Origin of the sequence: Pseudooceanicola batsensis HTCC2597, assembly GCF_000152725.1 — a bacterium.
GTDB lineage: Bacteria > Pseudomonadota > Alphaproteobacteria > Rhodobacterales > Rhodobacteraceae > Pseudooceanicola > Pseudooceanicola batsensis.
The window spans coordinates 177,238-203,225 of the sequence record NZ_AAMO01000009.1 but is presented as its reverse complement, the minus strand read 5'-3'; the positions used below and the strand labels follow the sequence as shown (position 1 = coordinate 203,225).

Below are 25,988 nucleotides of genomic sequence, written 5' to 3'. Positions count from 1 at the left end.
GCGGAGCTTTGGCATGACACGACAAGGAGTGCTTACGTGACTCAAGAGCCGGTCCTCGAAATCAGGGATGTTGTGAAGCAGTACGGGGATGTCCGCGCCCTGGGCCCCGTCGGAATTTCCGTCCGCGAGGGGGAGTTTCTGACCCTGCTCGGCCCGTCCGGCTGCGGCAAGACCACCACCCTGCACATCATTGCCGGCCTCACCAACCCGACCGAGGGGTCCGTGTCCATGAAGGGGCGGGACATCACGGCGCTCGAGCCGCCGCAGCGGGACATGGGCTTGGTTTTTCAGAACTACGCCCTGTTTCCGCACAAGACCGTGTTCGACAACGTGGCCTTCGGGCTGCGCATGCGCCGGGTTCCCAAGCCTGAGATCAAGGAGCGGGTCGAGCGCGTGCTCGAAGTAGTCGGACTGCCCGGGATCGGGTCGCGTTATCCCAGCGAACTGAGCGGTGGTCAGCGGCAGCGGGTCGCCGTGGCGCGGGCAGTCGTGATCGAGCCGAGCATCCTGCTACTGGACGAGCCGCTGTCCAACCTCGATGCCGTTCTGCGGAAACGGATGCGGCTGGATCTCCGCAACATCCAGCAGAGGCTGGGCATCACGACGATATTCGTGACCCACGACCAGGACGAGGCGTTCGAAATGTCCGATCGCGTCATCCTGATGAATAAGGGCGGGATCGAGCAGTCGGGGCCGCCCGAGGAGATGTACGACCGACCCGAAAGCCGGTTCGCAGCCGAATTTATCGGCGAGGCGAACCTAGTGGCCGGAGAGGTCGTCGAGGTGGGCCAGGGCGAACTCAAGGTCAAGGTCGCTGAGGCGATCTTCACGGCTCCGGCCGGCAAGATGACGGTCGCTCAAGGCGACCGGGTCACGGTCATGGTGCGCCCGGAACGGGTCGAGGTCTCCAAGACGCCCATCAGCGGAGGCAACACGCTGCAGGGCAAGGTTTCGAGCCGCGTCTTCTCGGGCGATCAGGTCTCGCTCACCATGCGGGTGACGGAGGATCTGGAACTCCTCTGCTCAAAGCCGAGCACCGCGCTTTACCGCGGTTTCGACATCGGCGACCCGGTCTGGATCAGCGCCGACGACTGCTGGGTTCTCCCGCGGGTCGACACGCGCAAGGGAGGCGCGGCATGAATACCAGCGGTCGCCTGTTCTCCACATTTCTGTTCAGCCCGATAGGCATCGTCTATCTGCTCTTCCTTCTCGCGCCGATCGGGTTCTTTCTATCGATGAGCCTGTTCCGCTACGACGCTTTCGAACTGTATGTTCCCGCGCTCACGACCGAGAACTTCGAACGTGTCCTGACCGATGGCTACTATCAGGAAATCATCTTCCGCACTCTCAAGATCGCGTTTCTCACCTCTCTGTTCAGCCTGCTCCTCGGCTACCCGCTGGCCTATTTTCTCGCCCGGTCGCGGACGCAGTGGCGGGGTATCCTCATGTTTCTTGTGATCGCGCCGCTGATGAGCGGGATCATCGTGAGGACTTATGGCTGGATCGTCCTGCTCGGCTCCGACGGTGCGGTCAACAAGACCCTGATCTCCATAGGGCTGATCGATCAGCCGGTTCAGATCCTGAACACCGAAACCGCCGTGCTGCTAGCGCTGGTCCACATCCTCATGCCCTACATGGTCTTCCCGCTGTTCTCCTCGCTCGCATCGCAGGACCCGGACGTGGAGCGCGCGGCCGGCACGCTCGGCGCCGGCCGCATAAGGACTTTTCTGGAGGTCACGCTTCCCCTCAGCCGGACGGGCATCCTCATGGGATCCGCTCTGGTCTTCACCCTGTCGGCGGGTTCTGTCGTCACGCCGGCGCTTCTGGGCGGCAAGGACGTGCAGATGCTGGGGCAGCAGATCTACGATCTCGTCCTGACCACGCTCAACTGGCCGCTGGCCTCGGCCGTCGCTTTCGTGCTGGTGCTCTGCCAGTTCTCGATCATCGCTCTCTACTTCCGCGGCGGACGCCATGGACCGGCGTAGGAGAAAGCCAATGACCACACAGCAAAATTCGTCGGGAAGTTCGTTCCACGCGGCGAGGCGGTCGCGGATCACGCGGCAGATCGTCATGGGCGTGACGGTGACAGCGATCTACGCGTTCCTCCTGACCCCGATCCTCATCATCATCCTGTCGTCCTTCAACACGACCAGCGCCAACACCTTTCCGGCGGACGGGCTGTCGCTGCAATGGTACCGGGAGTTTCTGGAAAGCCCCTCGTTCCTCGCGGCGTTCCAGTTCAGCGCCTGGCTAGGGGTCGTCGCGGCCGTCGGGGCGACCGTCATCGGGTTCCTCACCGCCTACGGCATCATCCGCTACGTCGGCAGCTACCGCGAGGTGGCCCAGTCCATCGCCATGCTGCCGATCATGGTGCCGCACATCCTGATCTCCATCTCGCTGCTGATCCTGCTCACGGTCCTGCCCATTCCCGAACTCGCCGGGCTGATCATCGGACACATTATCATCTGCCTGCCGTTCACCGTGGCCGGGATTCTCGCCAGTCTCGACGGCGTCGATCCGCAGCTCGAGCGGGCCGCATGGACCCTCGGCGCGAGCCGGTTGCGTATCCTCTGGGAGGTCGTCATCCCGCTGGTCGCGCCCGGCCTGTTCTCGTCGCTGATCTTCGCTTTCATCATCTCGTTCGGGGACGTCTACATCGCGCTCTTCCTGTCAGGGCCCGGCATGACGACGCTGCCGATCGAGATTTTCTCGTACATGCAATGGGAAAGCACGCCGGTCATCGCCGCGATCACGACCGTCCAGATCATCATGATCTTCGGGCTCGGCCTGATCATCGAACGGTTGGTCGGATTGCGGCAGATCATGCGCATCTGAGCGCGTCCCGAAGTTTTTCGCGGCACGTTCCGCGACGGCCCTCAATCTTCAGAAAAGGCATATTAACATGAACAAGATCGAAGTCGGAACCGCGGTCGCGGACAAGCCCGGAATGGCGACGGGGCACCTGAACATCGGGGCGACGCCGGACGGAAATCCGGTCGACACGCCGGTGATGATCCTGCGCGGTGCAGAAGAGGGGCCGGTGCTCTGGATGCATGCCTGCGTGCACGGCGACGAATACAGCGGGACCTTCACGATCCATTCCCTTATAAGGTCGATCGATCCGGCCGACCTCAAGGGCGTCGTGGTCGCGCTGCCGGCCCTGAACCTTACGGCCTTCCAGGCGATGCAACGCATGAGCCCGTTTGAAGGCTACAACGGGGGCGATCTCAACCGCTGTTTTCCGGGGCGCGAGAACGGGACCGTGACCGAACAGATCGCTCATGCCGTCTTTGGACCTCTCGAGGAACACGCCGACTACTTCGTCGATTTCCATACGGCGCTGACCTCCGATACCCGCTGGACGCTCTACGCGGATTACGGTGGCGAGATCAGCGAGGTCGGAGCGAGAATGACCCGCGCCTTCGGCTATACCAGCACGCTGCCGGCCAAGGACGATCTTCTCCAAGGGTCGGCCATGCACAGTGCGGGCAAGGCCGGGATCCCGTCCTTCATCGTCGAGACGGGTGGGGTCGGGCCCGCCTTCACCAAGGCCGCCGTCGACGAGGCCGCGGATCGTCTGCGCAACATGATGCGAGAGCTGGCGATGCTTGGCGGCGAGGTCGAGGACCACGGCCCGCTCAACTATTTCTCGTCGTTCGACTGGGTCTGTTCGTCGCACGGCGGCCTTTTCGAGAAGACCGTGAGCTGCGGCGACACGATCACGGAAGGCCAGGTGATCGGCAAGTTCAGCGACGTCTTCGGCGACATGGTCGCCGAAGCCCATGCTCCCAGCAGCGGAATCGTCCTCGCCATCCATCCCGGGCCGGTGATGGCCAGGGGCGAGCTTCTGATCCACATCGGGCTCAATCCCGACAACCGCTAAACGTGGCGATCAACCTCCAGGGAGGAACGACATGAATGACATAGAAATCGGCACCGCACGCACCGGGGGCGCGGGACGCGTGACGGGCTGGCTGGACCTGGCGCATTATCCCGACGGCAGCTCCATGCGCGCCCCGGTCGTCATCGTGACAGGTGCGAAGGCAGGGCCGACAGTCTGGCTCCATGCCTGCGTTCACGGCAACGAGTACTGCGGAACGCAGATCATCCACACGCTGCTGCGCTCGCTCGATCCGGACGGGATGGCAGGTCGCGTCGTGGCGCTGCCCGCGCTCAATATCACAGCCTTCAACGCCGGCATCCGGATGAGCCCATTCGAAAAGTACAACGGGGGCGACATGAACCGGAATTTCCCCGGCGATCCGGGCGGATCCCTGACTCAGCAGATGGCGGCGGCCGTCTACCCACACCTGAAGAACCATGCCGACTATCTCGTCGATTTCCACACGGCGCATACCCATGACGTGCACTGGGCGCTCTATGCAGCGCTCGACGGCAAGGTGGGCGAGACGGGCGAGCGGATGGCGAAGGCCTTCGGGTACCGCGATACGCTTGCCACGCCGCCGGGCATGCTGACCGGTTCCGCCATGATGACGGCCGCCGGCGACGGCATTCCGGCGCTGATCGTCGAGGCCGGCGGCAAGGGGCCGGCCTTTCTCAGGAAGAATGTCGAGGATGCGGCAGAGCGTCTGCGCAACGTCCTGCGGGCGCTCGAGATCCTGGATGGCGAAGTCGACGATCACGGCCCAATCGCCAATTTCTCGGGCTTCGACTGGGTGCATGCGCCGCGCGGCGGCCTGTTTCGTCCGTCGGTCGCTTGCGGCGACGCGATTTCGGCCGGACAGGTCATCGGCGAGTATTTCGATATCTACGGGGCACCTTCGGGAACCGCGAAGAGCCCGCGGGACGGCACCGTTCTCGCCATTCATCCAGGCCCCGTGATGACGAACGGCGAGACGCTCGTTCACATCGGCCATGACCCAAGAAAGGACTGAAGCCATGAGTACTTCCCATGTGATCAAGGGCGCCACGCTGATCGACGGTACCGGAGCGGATCCGGTCCGGAATGCGACGGTCGTGGTGCAGGACGGGCTCGTCACCTATGCCGGCCCCGCCGATCAGGCCGAAGAGCCGGAAAACGCGAGAATTGTCGAAGCCGACGGCGCGACCGTCATGCCGGGCCTGATGGATGTCCATGTGCATATCTCGCTCAGCGCGCCCGCGCACCTCGTGCAGGAAGTCACGGCAAGGTCGTTCGGAGAGGCGGCCTTCGAGGTTTCCGCCAATCTCGCGGACACTGTGGCCGGTGGCGTGACCACGATCCGGACGGTGAGCGACCTCGGTCATCTCGACATTGCGGCGCGGGACGCCATCGTGAAGGGCAAGCTCAACGGTCCGCGGGTCCATCCCTGCGGTCACGGTCTGACCACAACAGGGGGACATGGCGACATCATGCCGTGCTGGCTGAGCCAGTCCCATGGAGACATCGCCGAGATCGTCGACGGCCCGGACGAGATCCGTAAGGGTATCCGCAAGCAAGCCAAGGCCGGCGCGACCTGGATCAAGCTCTTCCAGACCGGGGGGGTGGTGGATCCGCACGGCCGGCTCGACGCCGAGGAGTTCCTCCCCTGCGAATTCGAGGCGGCGTTGGAGGCGGCGAACCTTCTGGGTATGCCGGTCTGTGTCCATGCGCACAACAAGCCCGCGATCATCCGGTCGATCCGGAACGGCTGCCGCTCGATCGAGCACGGCATGCACTTCGACGAGGAATGCGCGGAACTGGCAAAGGAGCACGGCACCTGGCTGGTCCCGACACTGACGGTCATGGACCGCATCATTCAGGACGGCAAGCAAGCGGGCGTTCCCGACTACATCATCGAGAACGTGATCGAGCGGACCGACAAGCACCGCGAATACGTCAAGTATGCCTATGACATCGGGGTCAACATCGCCGCCGGGACCGATGCCGGTTCGCTTCTGACCCCGCACGGCTCGGGCGGGCAGGAAGTGATCCAGTTCGTCAAGTGCGGCATGACCGTCGTGCAGGCGATCGAGGTCGCCACGCGCAACACTGCCAAGCTGCTTCAGGACGATACGATCGGCACGCTGGAACCCGGCAAGCAGGCGGACCTGATCGTGGTCGATGGCGACGTGGCCGGCGACCCCGACCTGCTCGCTGACCGAACCAGAATGCGGGAGGTCCTCGTCGCCGGGCGTCGCGTCGCCTCCGGAGGTCGGCAGGTAACCTGCTGATCGCCGCCTGCCATTCATCCTTCGCCGGCCGGCGAAGGGTGAAACGACCATACCCCGAGCGGCGACGTCCTAGGCCCAAGTGCCCCGCCCGCCGCCGAATGCGATCGACGGCCTGCCGATACTCGCGCCCGGCCGGAGATCCCGATGAAACAGGAGAAACCCGATGGGGACCCGAGATCTCAAGACCGTCACAAGGGAAACGCTGGCCGCCTGCGGGTCGAGGATCGACACGTCTGTCGCCGAAGGCATGGAGGTCATGTCGCCATTGACGGGCACGGCAGTCGCATCGCTCGCCCCGAACGGCGAGGCGGACACACGCATCGCGATCGAAAACGCCAGGACCGCCTTTGAAAGCTGGCGCATGGTGCCGGGCCCCCGCCGGGGCGAGCTCGTGCGGCTGTTCGGCGAGGAGCTTCGCGCGTCGAAGGCGGATCTCGGTCGGATGGTGTCCATCGAGGCCGGCAAATCGCCCTCGGAAGGCGAAGGCGAGGTGCAGGAGATGATCGACATCTGCGATTTTGCGGTCGGTCTGTCTCGCCAGCTCTACGGCCTGACCATCGCGACCGAACGCCCCGGCCACCGCATGATGGAAACCTGGCACCCCCTGGGGGTCGTCGGCATCATCACCGCCTTCAACTTTCCCTGTGCGCCGTGGTGCTGGAATGCCGCACTCGCCCTGGTCTGCGGCGACCCGGTCGTGTGGAAGCCGTCGGAGAAGACCCCCCTCACGGCCCTCGCGTGTCAGGCGGTTCTCGACCGGGCCTTGAAGAGGTTCGGGGATGACGCACCGGCGCATCTGAGCCAGGTGCTTGTCGGCGGCCCCGAGGTCGGGGCGGCGCTCGCGGAGAACCCCAAAGTCGCTCTGGTTTCCGCCACCGGGTCCACGCGCATGGGGCGCATTGTCGGCCCCAAGGTAGCGGAACGGTTCGGCAAGTGCATTCTGGAGCTCGGCGGCAACAACGCGGGCATCGTCTGCCCATCGGCCGACCTCGACATGACGCTCCGGGCCGTCGCGTTCGGGGCCATGGGAACGGCCGGACAGCGCTGCACCACGATGCGGCGCCTGTTCGTCCACGAGGATGTCTACGAACAGATCCTGCCCGCCCTCAGGAAGGCCTATGCCTCAGTCTCCGTCGGAGACCCTTTGGAGACCGATGCGCTGGTCGGTCCGCTGATCGACGCCGCCGCATACGAGTCGATGACCTCGGCGCTGCGGGAAGCCTCGGATCTTGGCGGCACCGTACATGGAGGCGAGCGGCAGAAGGTCGGGCCGAAGACGGCATATTACGTGAAGCCGGCCCTCGTGGAAATGCCGGAACACGACGGCCCGGTTCTACGCGAGACCTTCGCGCCGATCCTCTACGTGATGAAGTATTCCGACCTCGAGGACGCGCTCGAAAAACATAATGCCGTAGGCGGCGGGCTGTCCTCGTCGATCTTCACGACCGACCTGCGCGAGATGGAAATCTTCCTGTCGGCGAAAGGGTCGGACTGCGGGATCGCGAACGTCAACATCGGCACATCCGGCGCCGAGATCGGCGGAGCCTTCGGGGGCGAGAAGGAAACCGGGGGCGGCCGCGAAAGTGGGTCGGACGCTTGGCGCGCCTACATGAGACGCGCCACCAACACGATCAACTATTCCAGAGACCTGCCGCTCGCGCAGGGCGTGGTGTTCGATATCGACTGATCGTGGACGTTCCGCCACCCCCGTCTTCCGGCCCGATAATCGGATCGGCCGTGTCTGCGTGTCGAAGATCCTCTGTATCGCGGCCGACGAGCCCGGCTCCGACGCGCCTGATCACGTCAAGCAGGCGGCGCGGGAACAGCGGCCGCGACCGCGTCTGTGGATTGGCGCCGTCGATGAGCACCGAACCCGGTCTGCCTGGGGCTCGCCTTTGTTCTGTCCGGGACGTCAGCCCTCGCGGGTATCCGGCCTGACGCTCCCGTCCCATGAGCGCAAGCCCTTGCATGGCAGGAGCATCGAAACATCTGGGAATGACCGCGGGTCATCGCCGCGCTGGCCCTTGATCGATTGCTTGGAATCCATGCGGGACAGGACGTTCATGGTGACTACGACCGGCAAACCACAGCTTCCGCAACGCGCATGATCTGCGAACTGGAGAAGTTGAGGCAGATCGAGGCGGTACCGGACGGCCTCCCCTCGCCAGCGGCCCGACAAGCTTCTTCTGTTCACGTCTGTAGCGTACATTCCCGTGCGAATTAACGGGGGACTCAGTCCAGACAACTGCCCTCAGGCCGAGTGCCCGTGGTCGTCCGGGGTCGTGATCTGCACGCCGGCGCGGCGGAAAGCCGCGAGCTGCTCCGATGGCGCCGCCTTGTTGGTCACCAAGACGTCGATCTCACTTGCCTCCCAGGAACGGACGCGGCTGGTTTCTCCCAACTTGCTGTGGTCGGCCAAGAGTATCGAACGCGGCGCTTGCGCCGACATGGCGCTCGCGATCTCGGCTTCCTGCAGGTCGTAGAAGAAGGCGCCCTTGGCAGGATGTACCGCGACCGGCGCAGAGAAGCACACGTCGGCGTGGAAACGCCATATCTCGGCCAGCGTGAGCTCGCCCACCGTCGCCGGAACGTCGGCGGCCATCCGACCGCCCAGAAGCAGGACCTGGCGGCCCGCGCCCTGCAAGGTGGTCGCCACGTCCAGCGAATTGGTGATGACCGAGATGCCCGAAAGCTTCGCGAGTTCGCGGGCGAAGATGCTCGTGGTCGTGCCCGCATCCACGAAGAGGGTCTGTCCCGGCTGGACGAGTGCGGCGGCTCTCCGCGCGATTTCGGACTTTGCGCGGAGCTGGGCCGTCATGCGTTGACGGAACGGCTGTTCCGACCGAGGCTCGGGAAGGACCGCGCCGCCGTGGACGCGGTCGACCTGGCCGGATTCCGCCAGGTCCACGAGGTCGCGCCGGACGGTCTCTCTCGAGACGTTGAGCATCTCGGCGAGATCGTTGGCGCTCACTTGCTGGTTGGCGGCCAGCATGGACAGGATCCTCTGGTGCCGCTCCTTCGCCCACATCACGCTGTGTCCTTGCTCCGCTTCCGCCGCGACATCAGCGCCAGCGTAGCCTTCATGCTCAGCAGGGCAAGGCATACGACGGCCATCACGCAGGTGGAGAAGGCTGCCGCCTGCGAGGTCAGCCCGGCATCGTCCAGCCGCATGATCGTGACGGCAGCGACACTGAGGTCCGGGGTCGTGAGAAAGACCACCGCCGACAGAGTCACCATGGAACGCATGAAGAGGAAGAAGAAGACCGAAACCAGCATGGGCGCGATGAACGGCGCCACGATGTCGACGGCCGTGCGGCCGAGGCCAGCCCCCAGGCTGCCCGCCGCTTCCTCGAGCGCGGGTGGCAACTGGCGGAAGCCGGTCATCAGGGTCAGAAAACCCTGCGTGTGGTAGTGATAGAAGTTGATGATCGCGATAAGGGCCGCGGTTCCGTAGAGCAGGTAGAGCGGCGTTGCCGTCGAGTTGAACGTCAGGATGTACGCCAGCCCCAGCACCATCCCCGGTACCGCCGCCGGCATCGCGGCCAGCACCTGGATCGGCTGGGCCGCGCGGCGCGGCAAGCGTCGCAATCCCAGCCCGAGAAGGAAGACGGCAAGCGTGCCGCCGGTCGCCGCCATCACCGAGATCACGATCGTCATCCAGAGCGAGGAATACCCCCCCGCGAGCGTTATGTCGTAGTGCTTGGGCGACAGTGCCATGTTGTAGGGCCACAGGGTGACGAAGCTGGCGTAGACCACGATGCCGATCACCGCGACGATGCCGGCGCAGATCAGAAGCGCAAGCGCGGCCATGACAGTGTCGCGCAGCGGCGCGAAGCTGGGGCGATAGCGGACCTGCCCGGTGGCCTGGCCGGTCTGCTGGCGTTTCATCGCCTGCCGCTCGATCGCGTAGGAGACCACCGTCGGGAGGAGCAGCATGATGCCGACGACCGCGCCCATGTTGAAGTTTCTCTGCCCGACCACCTGCGAATAGATTTCGGTGGCCAGGACCGAATAGTCGCCGCCGATCACCGCAGCGTTGCCGAAGTCGGTAATCGTGATGGTGAAGCACACGAAGGCGGCGTTCAGGATCCCGAAGCGCGCCGCCGGCAGCGTGAGGTCGCGGAACTGGCGGGACGGAGAGGCGCCCATGACCTCTGCGGCCTCGTAGGTCCGCGCATCCAGCAACACCAGCGCCGCGCCGATGATCATCACCGCCTGCGGAAGGGCGTAGAGCGTGTTCGCGATCAGCAGACCCCAGAAGCCATAGATCTCGATCTCGATGCCGAGCGCGCGGCTGACGACGCCGTTGCGCCCCAGCAGGAATATCAGCCCCAGGGCCTGCACCAGCGAGGGGGCGAGCAGCGGCAGGACGATCACCCCGCGGACCAGCCATTTCCCGGGAAAGGCGCAGCGGTGCAGGCCGTGCGCGATGATGAACCCGAGAAAAACGCTCAGCGCCGTGGTGGTGCCGCCCATGAGCAGCGAATGCCAGGTCGCGCGCCAGAACCCGGCCGAGGCCAGGACCTGAGAATAGTTGGCAAGGCCGTAGCCATCCTCCACCGTCAGCGAGCGCAGGAAGACGATCACCATCGGATAGAGGAAGAACAGAACAAGGCCGAGCAGGGGCAGGCCCACGCACAGCCATGTCAGGAGCCGGTCGGCGTCCGGTCGGCGGCGAGCGGCGGTCACTGCCGTCTTCGCAAAGCTCATGCCCGTACCTCGGCCGGGTCCCGGGCAAGGTCGTCAGCGACCCAGGTGCAGGCGTCCGGCGCGAGCCGGAGCATCACGCGGTCGCCTTCGCGGCAGGCGTCGGAGCCGTGGGTTTCGACCACCAGCGGACCGCCGGCGCTGTCCACCTCTAGCCGCCGCAGGTTGCCGAGAAAGCTGATGTTGCGCACGGTGGCGTTTCCGTCCGGGGCCGGGGTCACGCCGATCTGTTCGGGGCGGATGCAGGCGACATGGTTTCCCTCCGTTCCGCCGGGCTGCCTCGCCGGGAGGTCGGGGAAGGCCCGTCGGACCGCGTCGGCAGTCAGAAGGTTACTGATGCCCATGAACTCGGCCACGAACCGTGTCCGGGGTCGGTGGTAGAGGTGTTCCGGCGTGCCCGCCTGTACCACGACGCCGTGGTTCATGCAGATGATCTTGTCGGCCAGCGCCAGCGCCTCCTCCTGGTCATGGGTGACCATCAGGGTGGGAATCCCGAGAGAGCGCTGGACATGACGGATTTCGTCCCGCAACTCGGACCGGACCTTGGCATCGAGCGCCGAGAGAGGCTCATCCAGCAGCAGCACCCGCGGATCGACGGCGATGGCGCGGGCCAGCGCGATCCGTTGCTGCTGTCCCCCCGAAAGCTGGCCGGGAAAGTTGTCCGCCAGCTGCGGTAGCTTCACCAGTTCGAGCAGCTCGCTTACCCGCCGGGCGACCTCGGACCGGTGCGTGCCGCGGATCTTCAGCCCGTAGCCGATATTCTCGGCCACGGTCATGTTCGGGAAAAGCGAATAGGACTGGAACACGATGCCGAAGCCCCGCTTGCGGGCGGGCAGGTCGGACAATGCTGCGCCCTCGAGCAGGATCTGGCCGCCATCCAGGTCCGACAGCCCCGCGATCAGCCGCAACAGCGTGGTTTTTCCGCAGCCGGACGGGCCCAGCAGGCACACGAATTCCCCTTGGTCGATCCCGATCGAGACGCGGTCGAGCGCGGTGAAGGAGCCGTAGGTTTTCGTGGCGTCGCGAACGGTCAGGTACATGGTGATCTTGTCTTCTCAGTATTGTGGCGCGGACCCCGGCGAGGCCCGCGCTCTGGGTGGCGGCACAGGCCGCCCGTGCCTGCGGTCAGCGACCGAACTTGTCCTTCCAGGTCTGCTTGACCGCGTCCTGGTTCCCGGCCGCCTCGACGAAGTCGATATCGGCCAGGATGGTCGAGATGTCGGCCGGCAGTCCGGCATCCTCGGCCGCCTGCGAGGCGTCGACGCCCGGAATGGTGATCAGCGCCTTGTACTGCTGGTAGAGGTCGATGGCGTCGTCCGACATCGTCCAGTCGAGGAACGCCTTGGCCGCCTCCTTGTTGTCGGAACTGGCCATCAGACCGGACGCCTCGAGCTCATACCCGACACCGCCTTCGGGAAAGACCATGGCGAGCGGATAGCCTTCCTCGACCGACTGCATCGCGGTGAAGGCCAGCGAGATGCCGACGGTATATTCGCCGACGCGCGCCGATTTGCAGGGCTTGGAACCGGAAGAGGTGTACTGCGCCATGTTGGGATCGACGGCTTCGAGCTGCGCCCATCCGGCCTCTTCGCCCATGCTCTGCAGCACCGCGTTGACGTGCAGGTAGCCGGTACCCGAGGAATTCGGGTCGGGCATCAGGATCTCGCCCTTGAAGGCTGGATCTTCCAGGTCTTCCCAGCTGGACGGCATCGGGAGGCCCTTTTCTTCCAGCCGGGCCGTGTTGACGCAGAAGGCGCCCATGTAACCGATCGGCGCGAACCACTTGCCGTCCTCGCCGCGGAAGGTAGCGGGCAGGACATCCACACCCTCGGCCGCGTAGGGCTCGAGCATATCGAGGATCTGCGGGTCCATCATGGCGCTGACCGCCCACCCCCAGATCAGGTCGGCCTGCGGATTGCCCGCCTCGGCCAGCAGGCGCGCGCCCAGCTTGCCGGTGGACAGGCGCAGCACGTTGATCTCGGTGTCCGGCATGGCCTTCTGCGCCGCCTCGACATAGGCCGCGATCTCTTCTTCTTCGAGGGCGGTGTACACGGTGATCTCGTCGGCGACGGCCGGTGCGGCCAGGCCGAGGGCGACCAGCGACGCCGCGGTGAGTCTCGTCCAGGTGATCATGTCTTCTCTCCTTGTTGGTCCACGCGTTCCTGAGCCAGTGCCTGCCCCGGATCGGTGCGAGCCCTGCTGCCGGCTCGTTCTCGTTGCCGCGCCCGGTGTGTGAGGCGTGGGTATTTGTGTAGTCTTGCATTTCTGTGCGTTTTGTCTACGATTTATTTCGGCAGGGGCATCGCGCCTGCTGCTGGCCCGCCGCGGACGAGGAAAAAACATGCAGAGCCCGACGACTTTCCGCGAGACGGAGATTCTGGCGCAATTCGCCGGCGACCTCGCCGAGGTGACGGACGCGATGGCGATGAGCTATTTCCGCAAATCGCTCGAGGTCGAGCACAAGGCCGATGCCTCGCCGGTCACGCAGGCCGATCGCGCCATCGAGGCCGCCATGCGCGAGCGGATAAACAGCCGGTTTCCGACCCACGGCATCCTGGGGGAGGAGCACGAGGACGCGCGCCTGGATGCAGAGCAGGTGTGGGTTCTCGACCCGATCGACGGCACCAAGAGCTTCATGACGGGAATGCCCACCTTCGGAACCCTGATCGCCTGCCTATCGGGCGGTCGGCCCGAGGTCGGCGTGATCTCGATTCCGCCAACGGGCGAAAGGTGGATGGGGGTCCGTGGCAGGACCACCACGCTGAACGGCGAACCTTGCCGGGCAAGTGGCCGGGTCGCCCTGGCCGAGGCCACGCTCTACACCACGACGCCCGACACGTTCGATTCCGCGGGGCACGCCAAGTTCGAGGCCTTGTCGGCAAAAGTCGGAATGCGCCGCTTCGGTGGAGATTGCTACGCATACGGGCTGCTGGCTTCGGGACATGTCGACATCGTCTTCGAGATGAACCTCCATCCCTACGACTACCTGGCGCTCGTCCCGGTCGTCGAAGGCGCCGGCGGCGTGATCACCGACTGGAACGGAAAGTCGCTCTCGCTGCAGTCTGACGGTCGCGTCATTGCCGCAGCGAGTGCCGAACTGCATCGGTCTGCGCTTGCAGCACTGGCTTGAGGCCCGGGCGTGTGATCCCCGAGCTGACGGTCAAGGCACCCGGCGGTCATCTTCCCCGTCAGACCGGGCGGACGAATTCACCTGACTCAGCCATTCTGGAAGCCGCGGTTCAGACTGCGCCCCCTGGGACTTTCCGATGTGACCTTTCGCCCAGCATCACGGTGATTGACAAAACTTTGCCGGGAACACCATCTTCCTTGTATGGCCACGATGAACGTTTCTCTCCCGATCCGATGAAGACCTAGGTCGAAACCCGAACCCGGGATGGGCAATTCAGCAATGTCAGCGACTATGTCCGCGATCTGATCCGTCGCGATCAGCAGCGGCATGACGCGATCGCAGAGCTACAAGGGCTGATCGACGATGGGTTGAACAGCGGCCCGCCCGAAACCTTCGACATGAGCGATTTCATCCGGTCCAGGACGGACGGGTCCCGCTGAATGCCGCGCCCCTTGCGTCTGCGCCTCCGCTCTTGAGCGCTACGCTCGGAACGCCCGGATCTCTTCAGCTGAGAGCGCATATCCGATCTCGGCCAGCTGTGTCGATGTCGACGCGGTTCCGAACATGCCGGTCACGGTAACAGCTTCGAACATGCCGGAGCTTTCGTAGGGCGTCCCCGTGGTGACAAAGACCAGCTGGTTTGCCGGGGGCGGCGGCACGTGCACGCAGGCGCCGACGTAGGGCACAAGGATGAAGGCCGTGACGCCGGTTCCCTTGTGGTCGATGGGAACGATGAACCCGGACAGCCGGACGATCTGTCCATTCCAGTCCGTGCGGATGCCGGACGAAGCGGGTTGTTGCGCGGCGAGGCTGCTTTCCTCATGCGGCACGATCCCGGCAAGGTTGCCCGGCAGGGAAGGGTCGTCTTCGGGCAGCAGGTCCCGCCATTCAAGGTCGACCACCGTCTCGGCCAATCCGCGGCTCGCCAGCCCAGCAGCGGCAAGGCCAAGCAGGACCGCGCGACGCGATGGGAGGGTCACTGCCATTTGTATACCTCGATCTTTTCGGCCGCGATCTGGTAGCCGACTTCGGCGATCTGGGTCGAGATCGCCTTCGCCGACAGGCGGCCGGAGACCCAGACTGGGTCCCACAGGGACTCGCTCGGCCAGGGCGTCGAGGCGGTCACGAAGACGAGCTGGTTCGGGGGCGGCGGCGGCGTGTGGATACAGGCGCCCACGTAAGGCACGAGCATGAAGCTGGTCACGCCCTCCGAGCTTACGTCGAACGGGATGATGTAGCCCGGCAGTTTCACCGGTTTGCCGTCCAGCCTGGCGTTCAGCTTGCCGGCATTCTCGTCGAACTGCGGGACCCAGGTGTCGTTCACCGCGTCGATCTGGCCGGGGCCGATGATCTCTCCATAGGGTACGCCCTCGGGGATCAGGTCCTGCCAGGTGATTTCCCGGAACGGACTGGCCAGGGCGCGCCCCGGCACAAGGGTCGCGGCGGCAAGGGCCATGAAGGCGCGTCGGGACGGGTGCATGGGTGTCATATCCTCACCATCATGCCATCGGCGAGCGACAGGCGGTAGGCCCTGAGTGCAGGAAGAAGGCTGGCGATCGCCGCGGCGCCGATCACACCTGCGAGAACGGACAGTTCCCGGGCCGTCGGCGGGTCGATCGGCAGCCAGAGGCCGAAGGCGCTGTCGACCAGCGGCTGCGCGGCAAACAGTGCGGCATAGAGCAGCGCGAGCCCCAGGATCGCACCGATGGCGGCCATCAAAGCCGCCTCAAGTACCAGCAGGCCGAGGATCGTCGCGGGTCGCGCCCCCATGGCGCGCCAGATCGCCATCTCCCGCCGCCGTTCGTTGAGGGACGAGAAGATCATCGCCATCATGCCCAGCAGCGCCGTGACCACCACCATGGCAGAGACACCGATGAGAGCGGTTTCGGCGACACCGACGATCTGCCAGAGTTCCTGAAGAGCGACACCCGGCAGGATCGCCAGCAGCGGCTCTTCTTGGTACTCGTTGATCGCCCGTTGCAGGCCGAAGATCTGAAGGCGCGATTTCACCCCGACCAGCGCCGCCGTCACCGCCGAGGGTGTCAGATCCATCTGCCTGATCCGCTCGACCGGCGTGGTCCGTCCGGTTTGAGCGCCCGACTGCCAATCCACGTGGATCGCCTCGATCGCCTCGAGGCTGACGATCACCGTGCGGTCGACCGGCGTGCCGGTCCGGTCGACGATCCCGGCGACGCGAAAGGGCTGATCGTCGTGGTCGGTGAAACTGGCCAGCCCGTGCGACACGATGATCGGGTCGCCCACCTCGTAGCCGAGCGACGCCGCGACCTCGGCTCCGATCACGGCGTCATAGAGGTCGTCGAGACCATGTCCCTGGCCGACGACAAGGGACCGGCCCCCGCGATACCTGTAGTGCTCGAAGAAGGCCTGCGTCGTGCCCATCACGCGGAACTGCCGATGGCTGTCGCCGAGCGAGATCGGGACGATCCAGTCGACCTCTGGGCGCGAGGCGATGTCCTGATAGCTCTCCCAGGTCACGTTGTTGGTGGCATTGCCGATCCGGAACACGGAATAGAGGAGCAGCTGAACGGACCCCGAGCGCGCCCCCACGATCAGATCCGTGCCCGAGATCGTGTCGGCAAAGCTGGCCCGCGCGCCGGTGCGCACCTTTTCCACACCGAGAAAGAGCGCGACCGACAGGGCGATGGCAAGGATTGTCATGCCGACCGTCAGCGCCCGCGCCAGAAGCGAGCCGAAGGCGAGGCGGAGGATCATGCGGCCAGCCGCTCGGTTTGCGCGATGTCGACCAGGCGCACGACACGGTCGAACCGGGCCCCCAGCCGTTCGTCGTGGCTGACCATCAGCAGCGACGAACGGCTGGGCGCGATCCGGTCGAAGAGCAGGCCGAGGAACGTATCCTGTGTCGCGGCATCCAGCGCCGAGGTCGGCTCGTCCGCGACGATCAGCGGCGGTTGCCCGATCAGGGCGCGCGCCACGGCGACCCGCTGTTGCTGGCCGACCGATAGGCGCCCTGCGGTCGCGCCGGTGATACCGACGGGCAGACCAAGCGCGGAACACAGGGTCGCGACCTCATCCGGTGCGGCACGCTTGCGCCGTTCGGGGGCAAACCGCAGCGGAAGCAGGATATTGTCCGACACGCTTGCATAGGGCAGCAGGTTGAACTGCTGGAAGATGACCCCGATCCGTTCGGCGCGGAAACGGTCCCGCGCCCCGGCGCGCAGGGTCGAGAGGTCGGTGCCGCCGACCTCGACCCGCCCGCGCTCCGCGGTGACGATCCCGCAGATCAGCGAGAGCAGGGTGGATTTTCCCGACCCACTTTCGCCCAGAAGCAGGACGCTCTCGCCCTGCGTCATGTGGAAGCCGGGCACCGACAGCCCGAAGGTCGCACGCCCCGGCCAGCGGAAGCGGACATCCTCGAGTGTCAGCGCCGGGTCCGTCATCGTCACTCCAGCGTCAGTTCGGGCGCGTCCCGCGTGATCTCGGCCTGACCGGCGCCGGTTTCGGTGACGTATTGCGCCTCGATCTCCTGCGCGTTCTCGAACTGGTCGAAGAACGGGAAGGAAATCGTGGTCAGCGCATCCTCGTCTTCGCAGGCGAAAGCATAGCTGACGTGAAGCTCACTATGCTGGGCTTCGTCGCCGTGGTCATGGTCATCGCCCGCATGATCCTCGTGGTCATGGTCATCCCCATGATCTTCATGGTCGTGATCGTGGTCGTCCTCGGCATGGTCCTCGTGCTCGTGTTCATGAACGTCATCCATGTGCGCGTCGGCGTCATCGTGGTCATGATCGCCCGAATGCAGGTGCGCCAGAACCTCGGTCAGCCGGCAGCCGGCGGCCTCGGGCAGGGTCACGATGTTCTCGGGCATGAGCATGGTGCGGATGGCGGCCTCGACCGCATCCTTGTCCTCGGCTGAGGTCGCTTCGTATTCGAAGCCGACGATGTCCATGCCGGGCGACAGCAGGTTGATCTCGACCTTGCCGTGTTCGACGGCGATTTCCGCGGTCGAGACGCCGTGCACATGGGCGTCCATTTCACGGCTGTCCTGTGCAAATGCAGGTGCGGCAAGGGTCGAGGCGGCAAGGGCCAGGTGGATCGGTTTCATGATGGGTCCTTTCAGGTTTGATTGATGAAGAGTTGAACGGGTCATTGCAACGCCTCCACGACACGCGGCGGGATCAGATCCGCGTTTGGCGCTTGCCCGACCCGGTTTCGCCGAGAATGACCAGCGGCTTCCGCGGTTCCAGGTGCAGGGACACCGAGTGCGGGATCGGCGTGTCGCCCTGTGACACAGCGATGTCAGAAGCTTTCAGAAAAGTCATGTCTCACGGCTCCCGCCCAGATAGGTGAGGCCACGAAGCCGGGCGATAGCGGCGATCACGAGCGAGAAAAAAGCGCCAGCGGCGCCTCGCGCAAACAGGACTGCCAGCGGAGGATTCACGGACTTCGATCCTGTTGCTCGTCGAGAGGTGCGCGGCTGACGGCGGCCAGCGAGAGCCGGTCGCGGGAAAGGGTCATCTCCTCGGCCCGGTCGAGCCGGTCCAGGATCGCATCGGGGCTTTCGCCCTCCGCCCGGGCCTTGGCCCAGATGCGGCGGCAGGAGGCGGGCGACCACGGCAGCACGGCCTGCGCCATCCAGAGGCGCAGCGGGCGTGGAAGAGCGTCATAGGCCCGCATCGGGTCGGCGCGGCGGCGGCGGCGGAGAGTGGTGGATACGTTGCGCTTCATGCCTCCTCCTCCGGGTCGTCGATCGGGTCGAGCGCGAGCATCAGGCGCGTCTCGCCCGTGCCTTCGATCGGCGGAGAGCGGTGCAGAAGGCCGGGATCGGGCTGCGCCGGCCAGAGCGTGCCGCGCACGACGAAGGGCGCGCCGGTCGGGACGGTGTGGATGGTCTGCGGATCTGCCCCGTCCGCATCCGAGACCCCGTACTGCGTGCCGGTGCCGCGGTAGGTGCAGACCAGTCGCGCCGTGACCCGGTCGACGTGGAACCGGCGGCAGGCATCGCCCGTCACCACATCCAGCCGAAGCCGAAGCCATGGCGCGTTCGTCACGCCGGCGAAAATGTCCGCCAGCGCCGCGACATCGTCGATCAGGCGCTCCCGCTCCGGCCCTTCTGGCGTCGCCGCGCTGTTGCAGGCTTCCGTCACGACAGACCGGGCCGCCGCGGGCCGCAGGATGACCCGCGCACGCGGCAAACGAGACGGCGGGAGGCCTTCGATCCATGTCTGGAACGACGGAAGAGGACTCCGCCGCCAGACCAGTCCGCCGATCTCGGGCGCGCGGATCAGGGCGATCTCCGACGGCGCAGTGACGGTCAGGACACCTGTCTTCGTCGCGGCGTGGATCGGACGCATCGACGTCATGCAGCCGCCCTCCGCCATGCCGGAAAGGGATCGGGCAGATCCGGCAGCGCGTCGGGGCCCGGCGCGATATGCTCCGGCACCAGCGCCCCATCCAGCCGCGCCTTCAGCGACGGCCAGTCGATTCCCGCGCCGATGAAGACGATTTCCTGCCGCCGATCCCCCCAGGGCTCGGCCCAGTGCTGCGCCAGGTAGGCCCGGGCACTGTCGTGATCCGGGTGGCGTTCCTTCGGGACGGTGGCCCACCACTGGCCGAGCGGCGTCACCGACGACAGGGCGCCGGCCAGCGAGAACTCGGCCACCCAGTCGGGCCGGGTCGCGATCCAGAAATGGCCCTTGGCACGGATGACGCCGGGCAGATCGCCGTTCAAGACGGCCATGACCCCGGAAGGATCGAACGGTTGCCGGGCGCGGTAGACATAGGAGGTGACGCCGTATTCCTCGGTCTCGGGCACGTGGTCGGCGAAGCCGTAAAGCTCCTTGGCCCACATGGGATGCTCGTGCGCCTTCTCGAAGTCGAACAGTCCCGTGTCCAAGATCGCACCCGCCGCGACCTCCGAGCGGTCGGTCTCGATGATCCGGGCATCGGCGTTCAGGCTGCGAATGATCTTGCGCGCGGCGTCCACCTTTTCGGGCCCGGCGTCGGTGACCTTGTTCAGGATGACCACGTCCGCGAACTCGATCTGATCGGTCAGCAAGTGAACCAGCGTGCGCTCGTCCTCCTCGCCCAGGGTCTCGCCGCGGTCGCGCAGGAAATCGTGGCTGGCGTAGTCGTTCAGCAGGTTCACCGCGTCGACCACCGTCACCATCGTGTCGAGGCGGGCGACGTCCGAGAGGCTTTCCCCCGCCTCGTCCCGAAAGTCGAAGGTCGCGGCGACGGGCAGTGGTTCGGAAATCCCGGTGGATTCGATCAGGAGGTAGTCGAACCGCCCTTCGGCGGCCAGCCTTCGGACCTCCAGCAGCAGGTCGTCGCGTAGCGTGCAGCAGATGCAGCCATTGGACATCTCGACCAGCGTCTCGTCGGTGCGCCACAGTTCGGTGTCGGCCCGGACAAGGTCGGCATCGATGTTCACCTCGGACATGTCGTTCACGATGACGGCGACGCGACGCCCGTCGCGGTTGTTCAGCACGCGGTTCAGCAGGGTCGTCTTGCCGGCCCCCAGAAATCCGGAAAGGACGGTGACGGGAAGGCGGGGGTCCTGGGGGGTCGTCATGCGGCCTCCTTTTCGAGTGCTGGAATGAAACCGGGGAAGAGAAGCGACTGGTGGCAGCCCGCACCGGCGCGAGCGCCATCGCCAACGGCGTAGTTGACGTTCCACATGGGGGTGGCCAGGTCACCGGCGGCGAAAACGCCGGGAACATCGGTCTGCTGCATCGGGCCGGTGCGGACGAAAGGCCCCATCGGCCCCTCGGACAGACCCACGCCGAGGCGGCCGGCCGGAGACCCCGTCAGGTCGATCTCGGGGGCGGTGAAGATGGCCGCGAACTCGGCATCCGGTCCGTCCTGAAAGCAGACCCGGATGCCATCGCCGGTTACGAGCCGCAGGGGCTCCCGGTGATCGACCCTGATGCCCGCCGACGCCAATGCGTCGACGCCTTCGACGCCGTTCGTCAGCAGGGTGACGTCGTCGCTCCAGTCGGCGCGGAGCATTTGCGCCTGATGGACCGCCATCGGGCCGGACGCGCGAACGGCCAGAGGCCGTCCCTTCACCTCGTAGCCATGGCAATAGGGACAGTGCAGCACCGTCCGCCCCCAGGCCTCGGCAAGGCCCGGCAGATCCGGCAGAACATCCTGCACCCCGTGCGCGAGAATGATCCGGCGCGCGTGCACTGGATTTCGGGTTTCCGTGGCCACCGTGAAGGCATCGAGGCCCCCCGAGATCTCTTCTGCCCGGGTGTCCATGAAGCTGATGGTCGGATACTTCGCCAGGTCCGCGCGAAACCGCGCCAGGATATCGGTCGGCGGCACGCCGTCCCATCCCGGCACACCATGGGCTGCGAGGGACATACGGTTGCGCGGACGGCCCTCGTCAAGGATCAGAACGGATCGGCTCGCGCGGGCGAGTTGCAGCGCGGCACTCAGGCCGGCGAAGCTTCCCCCGATGATCGCTGCGTCGAACATGGCAAGACTTCTCCTCTTCCGGTCGCGCCGGAGCATGATTGCGGGCATCCGATCATGTGACGCTGTGGTCGCCGGATCGGCGAAGTAATCCCGATGTGGTTATGATATCACGTTACTGTTTGTTACCTTATAACAAGAATGATGCTCAAGCCCAATCTTTGCCGGCGCGCAGGTAGAGGCAGAGTTGCGCCGCCAGGTGCCGCTGTTTTCAAAGTCCGACGCGAGAGGGTTTGGCGCAGCGGGAGAACCACAAAGTGAGAGCTCAACCGTCTGTCAAAAACGATTTTATGCGATGTCGCCACTTGGCAGTTTTTTGCGGGGAAGGCTGGACAAGCAGGCGGTGATCTTCGGCTGAAGGGGCAGGGGGATATGCGGTCAGACCGCGCGTCCGGACAGCGGTCCTCGCTTGTTCTCATACGCCCGTTCTTGAGCCGCCCTTGGCTGTCGCAGATGGCAAGAAAGCCATGATCTTGTCGATCGTCATGGGGGACGTTGCGTCAAGGCGTTCGACAGCAGCAAAGGAACTGCTTTTGCGTCCGACAATGTGCGCACGGCAGCGGCCGAAGGTGTCGACGTGTAAGTGACTGTCAGCAAAGGTATTTCTTCTGGTTTCGGGCACATATGTCGGTGGATGGGATTGCATTCTTCGGAGGAAATGGCGGCGCCGCAGCCTTGCCGACAGAGAAAACAATTCGGTTGACGAGGGCCACTCGAAACGCTCTGCATTGGTTAGTGTCCGACACTGGGAGGGGTTCGTGACTCGACGACTGCAGAACAGACAAACGGCGACACCCCGCGCGCCTGTGCTGCGGCTGTCCGGGTGGGGGCATGCGGCATGAGCCACCCGGAAAAGCCTGTTCAGTCGGGTTATGCTTATCAGAAGATCGCCGAGGAGATCGAAGCGCAGATTCTGCGCGGGGATCTGAAGCCCGGTGATCTGCTTCCCGGTGAGACCGAAATGGGATCGCTCTTCGGTGTGACGCGGTCGACCGTGCGGGAAGGGCTGCGGCAGCTGGAAACCGACGGGCTGATCCACCGCCCTTCGCCCCGGCGCATGGAGGTCACGGTGCCGCCGGTCGATCTGCTGACGACGCGGGCGACGCGGGCGATGGCCTTGATGAAAGTCACCTTTCGCGAGCTGGTCGAGGTGGCCATGGTGATGGAGCCGCTGGCCGCGCGGACCGCCGCTGAACGGGCCACGCCGGAAGAGATCGAGGATCTGCAGCAGCTGCACGCGGCGCTTGTCGCCTCTGAAGGGCAGCTGGAAGAGACCATCGAACTGGACGAGAAGTTCCATTCCCGCGTCACCGAAATCGGGCACAACCGGGTACTGGGACCCGCGCGGGAACCCGTCGGCCTGCTGCTGTTCCGCGGTTTCGAGCATATTGCGCCCGTGGCCACCAATTTCTACAAGCGGCAGATCGAGGCGCATTCGAACATCCTGGCTGCCATTCGTGACCGGGATGTCGAACGTGCCTCCAAGTGGGCGCGGATGCATATCGAGGATTTCTGGCGCGGCGTGCAGCTGGCAGGGCTTGACGATGCAAACCCCGTCCTGCCGCGACCCGTGTCGCACACGGAGGGTGTGACATGAGCTATGAGACGATTGCGACAGGGATCGAAGATGGCGTCATGACCCTGACGCTGAACCGGCCGGACCGTCTGAACGCCTTTACCCGCGTGATGATGGACGAGATGATAGCCGCGTTCGATGTCTCCGACACCGATGATGCGGTGCGTGCGGTCATCGTCACCGGGGCAGGGCGGGGGTTCTGTGCCGGCGTGGATCTGGACGACGAAAACGCCTTTACCTCGGCCCGGGTCGATCCCAAGGCGACGGATCCCGCCGTCTGGGACGCGGAATCGAACCGCGACATGGGCGGGGTGCTGACGCTCCGGATGTTCAACAGTCTCAAGCCGATCATCGCCGCCGTGAACGGGCCGGCCGTCGGCATCGGCGCGACGATGCAACTGCCGATGGACATCCGTCTGGCCTCGGACAACGCGCGGTTCGGGTTCGTCTTCGCCAGGCGTGGTATCGTGCCCGAGGCGGCCTCGGCCTGGTTCCTGCCGCGGTTGGTCGGCATGTCTCAGGCGCTGGAATGGAGTTACTCGGGCCGCGTGTTCGGGGCAGAGGAGGCGCGGGCAGGCGGGCTGGTTCGGTCGGTCCATGCCCCCGACGACCTGCTGCCCGCGGCCCACGCCATCGCCCGCGAGATCGCCGACAACGCGGCGCCCGTTTCGGTCGCGCTCACGCGGCAGATGATGTGGCGCATGGCCGGCGAGGCGCATCCGATGCGGGCGCACCAGATCGACAGCCGCGCCATTGCCGCGCGTTCGTCCTCGGCGGATGCGTCGGAAGGCGTTGCGAGCTTTCTTGAAAAGCGCCCGGCTGCGTTCCCCGACACCGTGTCCGCGGACCTGCCGGGGTTTTATCCATGGTGGTCCGAACCGGGCTGGCATTCGGGAGGAGGGTCATGACCGACACGATCTTGAAAGAACGCGAGGGCGCCGTCACGGTGCTGCGCCTGAACGATCCGGCGACGATGAATGCACTCACGCCGGACATGGCGCAAACGCTGCGCGCGCTGCTGGCCTCCGAAGTGGAGCAGGGGGCCCGCGCGATCGTCCTGGCCGGCGGAGAGCGCGGCTTTTCGACCGGCGCGAACCTCAAGGCGGCAATGCCGGAGAATGCCGAAAGCTTCGACGTGGGGGCCACGCTCGAGGAGGATTACAACCCTCTGATGCTTGCGATCCGCGATCTGCCGGTGCCGCTGATCTCGGCCGTGCGCGGTGCAGCGGCGGGGGTCGGGGCGTCGATCGCGCTGGCCTGCGATGTCATCGTCGCCGGCCGCAGTGCCTATTTCCTGGAAGCGTTCGCCCGTATCGGTCTTGTGCCGGATGGCGGCGCGACCTGGCTGTTGACCCGAGCTGTCGGCCGTGTCCGTGCGATGGAGATGATGCTGCTTGCCGAGAAGATACCCGCCACGCAGGCGCATGAATGGGGGCTCATCACGCGCGTGACCGAGGATGACGCGGTCGAAGACACCGCGTTGCAGCTGGCGCGGAAGCTGTCGCAGGGACCATCCCGCAGTTACGGCCTGATCCGGAAAGCTGCATGGAGCGCGGCGGATGCGGGGTTCGAAGCAACGTTGAAGACAGAACGACAGCTGCAGAAGGAGGCGGGGGAGACCCCCGACTTTGCAGAGGGCCTGGCAGCGTTCCGGGAGAAGCGACAGGCCAAATTCCACGACTGAGCCCGCGCATGGAAGCGCCCCTCTAAGGAGGAGGGGGCGCGAACATCCGGCAGCGGGACCAAACTGAACAATGGTAATGAGAGGAGATACCATGAAACGTACGATCACATCACTTGTCGCAGGGGCGTCCCTGTTCGCGCTGGCCGGGGCTGCACAGGCTCAGGACCTGACCTTTGCCGGCGGCTGGCCGCCGAACTCTGCGCCGACCGCCAAGCTCGAGGAATTTGCCAAGGCGGTCGAGGAGAACAGCGGCGGTGACGTGACCGTCAAGGTGTTCCCGCTGTCGCTGCTGAGCTTTGCCGAAGCCAACGCCGGTGTGCGCGACGGGATTGCGGACATCACCGCGAACCTGATGGCCTACTTCCCTCAGGAATTCTCGCACTTCAACATGCTCGCCGAATTCTCGGAACTGGTCGAACTGGAGGAATTCTCGAGCGAGATGTCCAGCCTCGCCTTCACCGGCGCGATCACCGAATACGTTATCAACAGCTGTCCCGACTGCAAGGAGCAGATCAAGGCGCAGAACCAGGTCTACCTCGGCGCGAGCTCGACCACGTCCTACGTGCTTCAGTGCGTGGTTCCGATCGAGACCGTGGCGGACCTGGAGGGCAAGCGCATCCGGGCTGCCGGCGCCTACTGGGCACGTTGGGCCGAGTCCGTCGGCGCCGTTCCGGTGTCGATGTCGATCAACGAAACCCTCGAGGGACTGAACCAGGGCGTCGTGGATTGCACGGCCTCCAATACGGCGGACTTCGTGAACTTCGGCTTCATCGACGTGGTGAAGTACCTCTATCTCGGTCTGCCGGGCGCGCAGTTCAACGTGGCCTACACGATGAACCGCGACAGCTGGAACAGCCTGTCGGAGGACAACAAGGAAGCGATGCTGAAATCCGCGGCCAAGCTGAACGCCGACATCGCCTATGTCTACATCGAGGAAGCCCGTGTCGGCAAGGAACGCGCCCCGAACGAGGGGATCGAGTACGTCGAAGCCTCGGATGAACTGGTTACCATGAACCGTGAGTTCATCGCCGAGGACAAGGACGCGATCGCCGAGATCTACAAGGAGCGGTTCAGCATCGAGAGCGGCTCCGAAGCGGCTGACGCCCTGACCGAGCTTCTGGGCAAATGGACGGAGCTGACCAAGGACGTCGACAGCGCGGAGGCCCTGGCCGAGATCTACTGGAACGAGATCTACTCCAAGATCGACGTGGCCTCCTACGGCCAGTAATACGTCCGATAGTAGAACGTCCTGTCGGGCGAGGGCACACATGCCCTTGCCC

Annotated in this window: 26 protein-coding genes; 12 read left to right on the top strand and 14 right to left on the bottom strand. The window is 65.2% G+C overall.

Annotated elements, in window-relative coordinates; genetic code table 11:
* The first annotated feature begins 36 nt into the window (after positions 1-36).
* The 7 genes from OB2597_RS03590 to amaB all read left to right on the top strand — a co-directional run bounded on the left by OB2597_RS03590 (position 37) and on the right by amaB (position 7,840).
* A complete protein-coding gene (locus OB2597_RS03590) occupies positions 37-1,140 on the top strand; it encodes an ABC transporter ATP-binding protein (RefSeq protein ID WP_009804157.1) in 1,104 nt (367 codons plus the stop codon).
* Positions 1,137-1,985 (top strand): ABC transporter permease, encoded by an 849-nt coding sequence (locus OB2597_RS03585; RefSeq protein ID WP_009804156.1) that lies wholly within the window; start codon positions 1,137-1,139, stop codon positions 1,983-1,985. The genes OB2597_RS03590 and OB2597_RS03585 overlap by 4 nt, the downstream gene beginning before the upstream one ends.
* A gap of 10 nt (positions 1,986-1,995) precedes the next feature.
* Positions 1,996-2,835, top strand: coding sequence for an ABC transporter permease (locus tag OB2597_RS03580; RefSeq protein WP_009804155.1), 840 nt, complete (start codon positions 1,996-1,998; stop codon positions 2,833-2,835).
* Positions 2,836-2,902: 67 nt separating this feature from the next.
* Positions 2,903-3,883, top strand: coding sequence for a succinylglutamate desuccinylase/aspartoacylase family protein (locus tag OB2597_RS03575; protein WP_009804154.1), 981 nt, complete (start codon positions 2,903-2,905; stop codon positions 3,881-3,883).
* A 31-nt stretch (positions 3,884-3,914) separates the two neighbouring features.
* Entirely contained in the window at positions 3,915-4,895 is a 981-nt protein-coding gene (locus OB2597_RS03570; protein WP_009804153.1) for a succinylglutamate desuccinylase/aspartoacylase family protein, read from the top strand.
* Positions 4,896-4,899: 4 nt separating this feature from the next.
* Entirely contained in the window at positions 4,900-6,153 is a 1,254-nt protein-coding gene (locus OB2597_RS03565; RefSeq protein ID WP_009804152.1) for an amidohydrolase family protein, read from the top strand.
* Between the two features lie 163 nt (positions 6,154-6,316).
* A complete protein-coding gene (gene amaB / locus OB2597_RS03560; RefSeq protein ID WP_009804151.1) occupies positions 6,317-7,840 on the top strand; it encodes an L-piperidine-6-carboxylate dehydrogenase in 1,524 nt (507 codons plus the stop codon).
* A 564-nt stretch (positions 7,841-8,404) separates the two neighbouring features.
* Here the strand turns inward: amaB and OB2597_RS03555 are convergent.
* The 4 genes from OB2597_RS03555 to OB2597_RS03540 all read right to left on the bottom strand — a co-directional run bounded on the left by OB2597_RS03555 (position 8,405) and on the right by OB2597_RS03540 (position 12,993).
* Complete coding sequence (locus OB2597_RS03555) at positions 8,405-9,181, bottom strand: DeoR/GlpR family DNA-binding transcription regulator (RefSeq protein WP_009804150.1); 777 nt, start codon at positions 9,179-9,181, stop codon at positions 8,405-8,407.
* Entirely contained in the window at positions 9,181-10,863 is a 1,683-nt protein-coding gene (locus OB2597_RS03550; RefSeq protein WP_009804149.1) for an ABC transporter permease subunit, read from the bottom strand. Before OB2597_RS03550 ends, OB2597_RS03555 begins: the two co-directional genes overlap by 1 nt.
* Positions 10,860-11,900 (bottom strand): ABC transporter ATP-binding protein, encoded by a 1,041-nt coding sequence (locus OB2597_RS03545; protein WP_009804148.1) that lies wholly within the window; start codon positions 11,898-11,900, stop codon positions 10,860-10,862. Before OB2597_RS03545 ends, OB2597_RS03550 begins: the two co-directional genes overlap by 4 nt.
* Positions 11,901-11,985: 85 nt before the next feature.
* Complete coding sequence (locus tag OB2597_RS03540; protein WP_009804147.1) at positions 11,986-12,993, bottom strand: ABC transporter substrate-binding protein; 1,008 nt, start codon at positions 12,991-12,993, stop codon at positions 11,986-11,988.
* A gap of 208 nt (positions 12,994-13,201) precedes the next feature.
* Here OB2597_RS03540 and hisN point away from each other — a divergent pair, with 208 nt between their 5' ends.
* Positions 13,202-13,990: a histidinol-phosphatase gene (gene hisN / locus OB2597_RS03535; RefSeq protein ID WP_009804146.1), complete on the top strand. Its 789-nt coding sequence runs from the start codon at positions 13,202-13,204 to the stop codon at positions 13,988-13,990.
* A gap of 479 nt (positions 13,991-14,469) precedes the next feature.
* Here the strand turns inward: hisN and OB2597_RS03530 are convergent, their stop codons facing one another.
* The 10 genes from OB2597_RS03530 to OB2597_RS03490 form a co-directional block, all read right to left on the bottom strand.
* On the bottom strand, positions 14,470-14,976 hold the full coding sequence (locus OB2597_RS03530; protein ID WP_009804145.1) for a DUF3299 domain-containing protein: 507 nt from the start codon (positions 14,974-14,976) through the stop codon (positions 14,470-14,472).
* The gene (locus OB2597_RS03525) at positions 14,967-15,470 is read right to left on the bottom strand and encodes a DUF3299 domain-containing protein (RefSeq protein ID WP_040608987.1); all 504 of its coding nucleotides are present in this window, start codon (positions 15,468-15,470) and stop codon (positions 14,967-14,969) included. Before OB2597_RS03525 ends, OB2597_RS03530 begins: the two co-directional genes overlap by 10 nt.
* Before the next feature lie 5 nt (positions 15,471-15,475).
* Positions 15,476-16,723, bottom strand: coding sequence for an ABC transporter permease (locus OB2597_RS03520; RefSeq protein WP_009804143.1), 1,248 nt, complete (start codon positions 16,721-16,723; stop codon positions 15,476-15,478).
* Positions 16,720-17,409, bottom strand: a complete 690-nt coding sequence (locus tag OB2597_RS03515; RefSeq protein WP_040608985.1) for an ABC transporter ATP-binding protein — start codon at positions 17,407-17,409, stop codon at positions 16,720-16,722. The genes OB2597_RS03520 and OB2597_RS03515 overlap by 4 nt, the downstream gene beginning before the upstream one ends.
* Before the next feature lie 2 nt (positions 17,410-17,411).
* Positions 17,412-18,074, bottom strand: a complete 663-nt coding sequence (zrgA, locus tag OB2597_RS03510) for a zinc uptake protein ZrgA (protein WP_009804141.1) — start codon at positions 18,072-18,074, stop codon at positions 17,412-17,414.
* A 73-nt stretch (positions 18,075-18,147) separates the two neighbouring features.
* Positions 18,148-18,291, bottom strand: coding sequence for a hypothetical protein (locus tag OB2597_RS22045; protein ID WP_009804140.1), 144 nt, complete (start codon positions 18,289-18,291; stop codon positions 18,148-18,150).
* Positions 18,292-18,406: 115 nt separating this feature from the next.
* Positions 18,407-18,697 (bottom strand): DUF6525 family protein, encoded by a 291-nt coding sequence (locus OB2597_RS03505; RefSeq protein ID WP_009804139.1) that lies wholly within the window; start codon positions 18,695-18,697, stop codon positions 18,407-18,409.
* On the bottom strand, positions 18,694-19,332 hold the full coding sequence (locus tag OB2597_RS03500; RefSeq protein WP_050759197.1) for a DUF1826 domain-containing protein: 639 nt from the start codon (positions 19,330-19,332) through the stop codon (positions 18,694-18,696). The genes OB2597_RS03505 and OB2597_RS03500 overlap by 4 nt, the downstream gene beginning before the upstream one ends.
* Positions 19,329-20,543, bottom strand: coding sequence for a GTP-binding protein (locus tag OB2597_RS03495; protein WP_009804137.1), 1,215 nt, complete (start codon positions 20,541-20,543; stop codon positions 19,329-19,331). Before OB2597_RS03495 ends, OB2597_RS03500 begins: the two co-directional genes overlap by 4 nt.
* The gene (locus tag OB2597_RS03490) at positions 20,540-21,451 is read right to left on the bottom strand and encodes an NAD(P)/FAD-dependent oxidoreductase (protein ID WP_009804136.1); all 912 of its coding nucleotides are present in this window, start codon (positions 21,449-21,451) and stop codon (positions 20,540-20,542) included. The genes OB2597_RS03495 and OB2597_RS03490 overlap by 4 nt, the downstream gene beginning before the upstream one ends.
* Positions 21,452-22,286: 835 nt before the next feature.
* On the opposite strand from OB2597_RS03490, the gene OB2597_RS03485 reads away from it, so the two are divergent.
* From OB2597_RS03485 to OB2597_RS03470, 4 genes are all read left to right on the top strand, one after another.
* Complete coding sequence (locus OB2597_RS03485; protein ID WP_009804135.1) at positions 22,287-23,045, top strand: FadR/GntR family transcriptional regulator; 759 nt, start codon at positions 22,287-22,289, stop codon at positions 23,043-23,045.
* Positions 23,042-23,932 (top strand): crotonase/enoyl-CoA hydratase family protein, encoded by an 891-nt coding sequence (locus OB2597_RS03480; protein WP_009804134.1) that lies wholly within the window; start codon positions 23,042-23,044, stop codon positions 23,930-23,932. Before OB2597_RS03485 ends, OB2597_RS03480 begins: the two co-directional genes overlap by 4 nt.
* Positions 23,929-24,708: an enoyl-CoA hydratase-related protein gene (locus tag OB2597_RS03475; protein ID WP_009804133.1), complete on the top strand. Its 780-nt coding sequence runs from the start codon at positions 23,929-23,931 to the stop codon at positions 24,706-24,708. Before OB2597_RS03480 ends, OB2597_RS03475 begins: the two co-directional genes overlap by 4 nt.
* A gap of 91 nt (positions 24,709-24,799) precedes the next feature.
* Positions 24,800-25,936: a C4-dicarboxylate TRAP transporter substrate-binding protein gene (locus OB2597_RS03470; protein WP_009804132.1), complete on the top strand. Its 1,137-nt coding sequence runs from the start codon at positions 24,800-24,802 to the stop codon at positions 25,934-25,936.
* The last annotated feature ends 52 nt before the right edge of the window (positions 25,937-25,988 follow it).

Excerpts from the sequence above, each read along its gene's own strand:
- OB2597_RS03585 (WP_009804156.1), top strand. The coding sequence starts at position 1,137 with ATGAATACCAGCGGTCGCCTGTTCTCCACATTTCTGTTCAGCCCGATA.
- OB2597_RS03580 (WP_009804155.1), top strand. The coding sequence starts at position 1,996 with ATGACCACACAGCAAAATTCGTCGGGAAGTTCGTTCCACGCGGCGAGG.
- OB2597_RS03575 (WP_009804154.1), top strand. The coding sequence starts at position 2,903 with ATGAACAAGATCGAAGTCGGAACCGCGGTCGCGGACAAGCCCGGAATG.
- OB2597_RS03570 (WP_009804153.1), top strand. The coding sequence starts at position 3,915 with ATGAATGACATAGAAATCGGCACCGCACGCACCGGGGGCGCGGGACGC.
- OB2597_RS03565 (WP_009804152.1), top strand. The coding sequence starts at position 4,900 with ATGAGTACTTCCCATGTGATCAAGGGCGCCACGCTGATCGACGGTACC.
- amaB (WP_009804151.1), top strand. The coding sequence starts at position 6,317 with ATGGGGACCCGAGATCTCAAGACCGTCACAAGGGAAACGCTGGCCGCC.
- OB2597_RS03555 (WP_009804150.1), bottom strand. The coding sequence starts at position 9,181 with ATGTGGGCGAAGGAGCGGCACCAGAGGATCCTGTCCATGCTGGCCGCC.
- OB2597_RS03550 (WP_009804149.1), bottom strand. The coding sequence starts at position 10,863 with ATGAGCTTTGCGAAGACGGCAGTGACCGCCGCTCGCCGCCGACCGGAC.
- OB2597_RS03545 (WP_009804148.1), bottom strand. The coding sequence starts at position 11,900 with ATGTACCTGACCGTTCGCGACGCCACGAAAACCTACGGCTCCTTCACC.
- OB2597_RS03540 (WP_009804147.1), bottom strand. The coding sequence starts at position 12,993 with ATGATCACCTGGACGAGACTCACCGCGGCGTCGCTGGTCGCCCTCGGC.
- hisN (WP_009804146.1), top strand. The coding sequence starts at position 13,202 with ATGCAGAGCCCGACGACTTTCCGCGAGACGGAGATTCTGGCGCAATTC.
- OB2597_RS03530 (WP_009804145.1), bottom strand. The coding sequence starts at position 14,976 with ATGGCAGTGACCCTCCCATCGCGTCGCGCGGTCCTGCTTGGCCTTGCC.
- OB2597_RS03525 (WP_040608987.1), bottom strand. The coding sequence starts at position 15,470 with ATGCACCCGTCCCGACGCGCCTTCATGGCCCTTGCCGCCGCGACCCTT.
- OB2597_RS03520 (WP_009804143.1), bottom strand. The coding sequence starts at position 16,723 with ATGATCCTCCGCCTCGCCTTCGGCTCGCTTCTGGCGCGGGCGCTGACG.
- OB2597_RS03515 (WP_040608985.1), bottom strand. The coding sequence starts at position 17,409 with ATGACGGACCCGGCGCTGACACTCGAGGATGTCCGCTTCCGCTGGCCG.
- zrgA (WP_009804141.1), bottom strand. The coding sequence starts at position 18,074 with ATGAAACCGATCCACCTGGCCCTTGCCGCCTCGACCCTTGCCGCACCT.
- OB2597_RS22045 (WP_009804140.1), bottom strand. The coding sequence starts at position 18,291 with ATGACTTTTCTGAAAGCTTCTGACATCGCTGTGTCACAGGGCGACACG.
- OB2597_RS03505 (WP_009804139.1), bottom strand. The coding sequence starts at position 18,697 with ATGAAGCGCAACGTATCCACCACTCTCCGCCGCCGCCGCCGCGCCGAC.
- OB2597_RS03500 (WP_050759197.1), bottom strand. The coding sequence starts at position 19,332 with ATGACGTCGATGCGTCCGATCCACGCCGCGACGAAGACAGGTGTCCTG.
- OB2597_RS03495 (WP_009804137.1), bottom strand. The coding sequence starts at position 20,543 with ATGACGACCCCCCAGGACCCCCGCCTTCCCGTCACCGTCCTTTCCGGA.
- OB2597_RS03490 (WP_009804136.1), bottom strand. The coding sequence starts at position 21,451 with ATGTTCGACGCAGCGATCATCGGGGGAAGCTTCGCCGGCCTGAGTGCC.
- OB2597_RS03485 (WP_009804135.1), top strand. The coding sequence starts at position 22,287 with ATGAGCCACCCGGAAAAGCCTGTTCAGTCGGGTTATGCTTATCAGAAG.
- OB2597_RS03480 (WP_009804134.1), top strand. The coding sequence starts at position 23,042 with ATGAGCTATGAGACGATTGCGACAGGGATCGAAGATGGCGTCATGACC.
- OB2597_RS03475 (WP_009804133.1), top strand. The coding sequence starts at position 23,929 with ATGACCGACACGATCTTGAAAGAACGCGAGGGCGCCGTCACGGTGCTG.
- OB2597_RS03470 (WP_009804132.1), top strand. The coding sequence starts at position 24,800 with ATGAAACGTACGATCACATCACTTGTCGCAGGGGCGTCCCTGTTCGCG.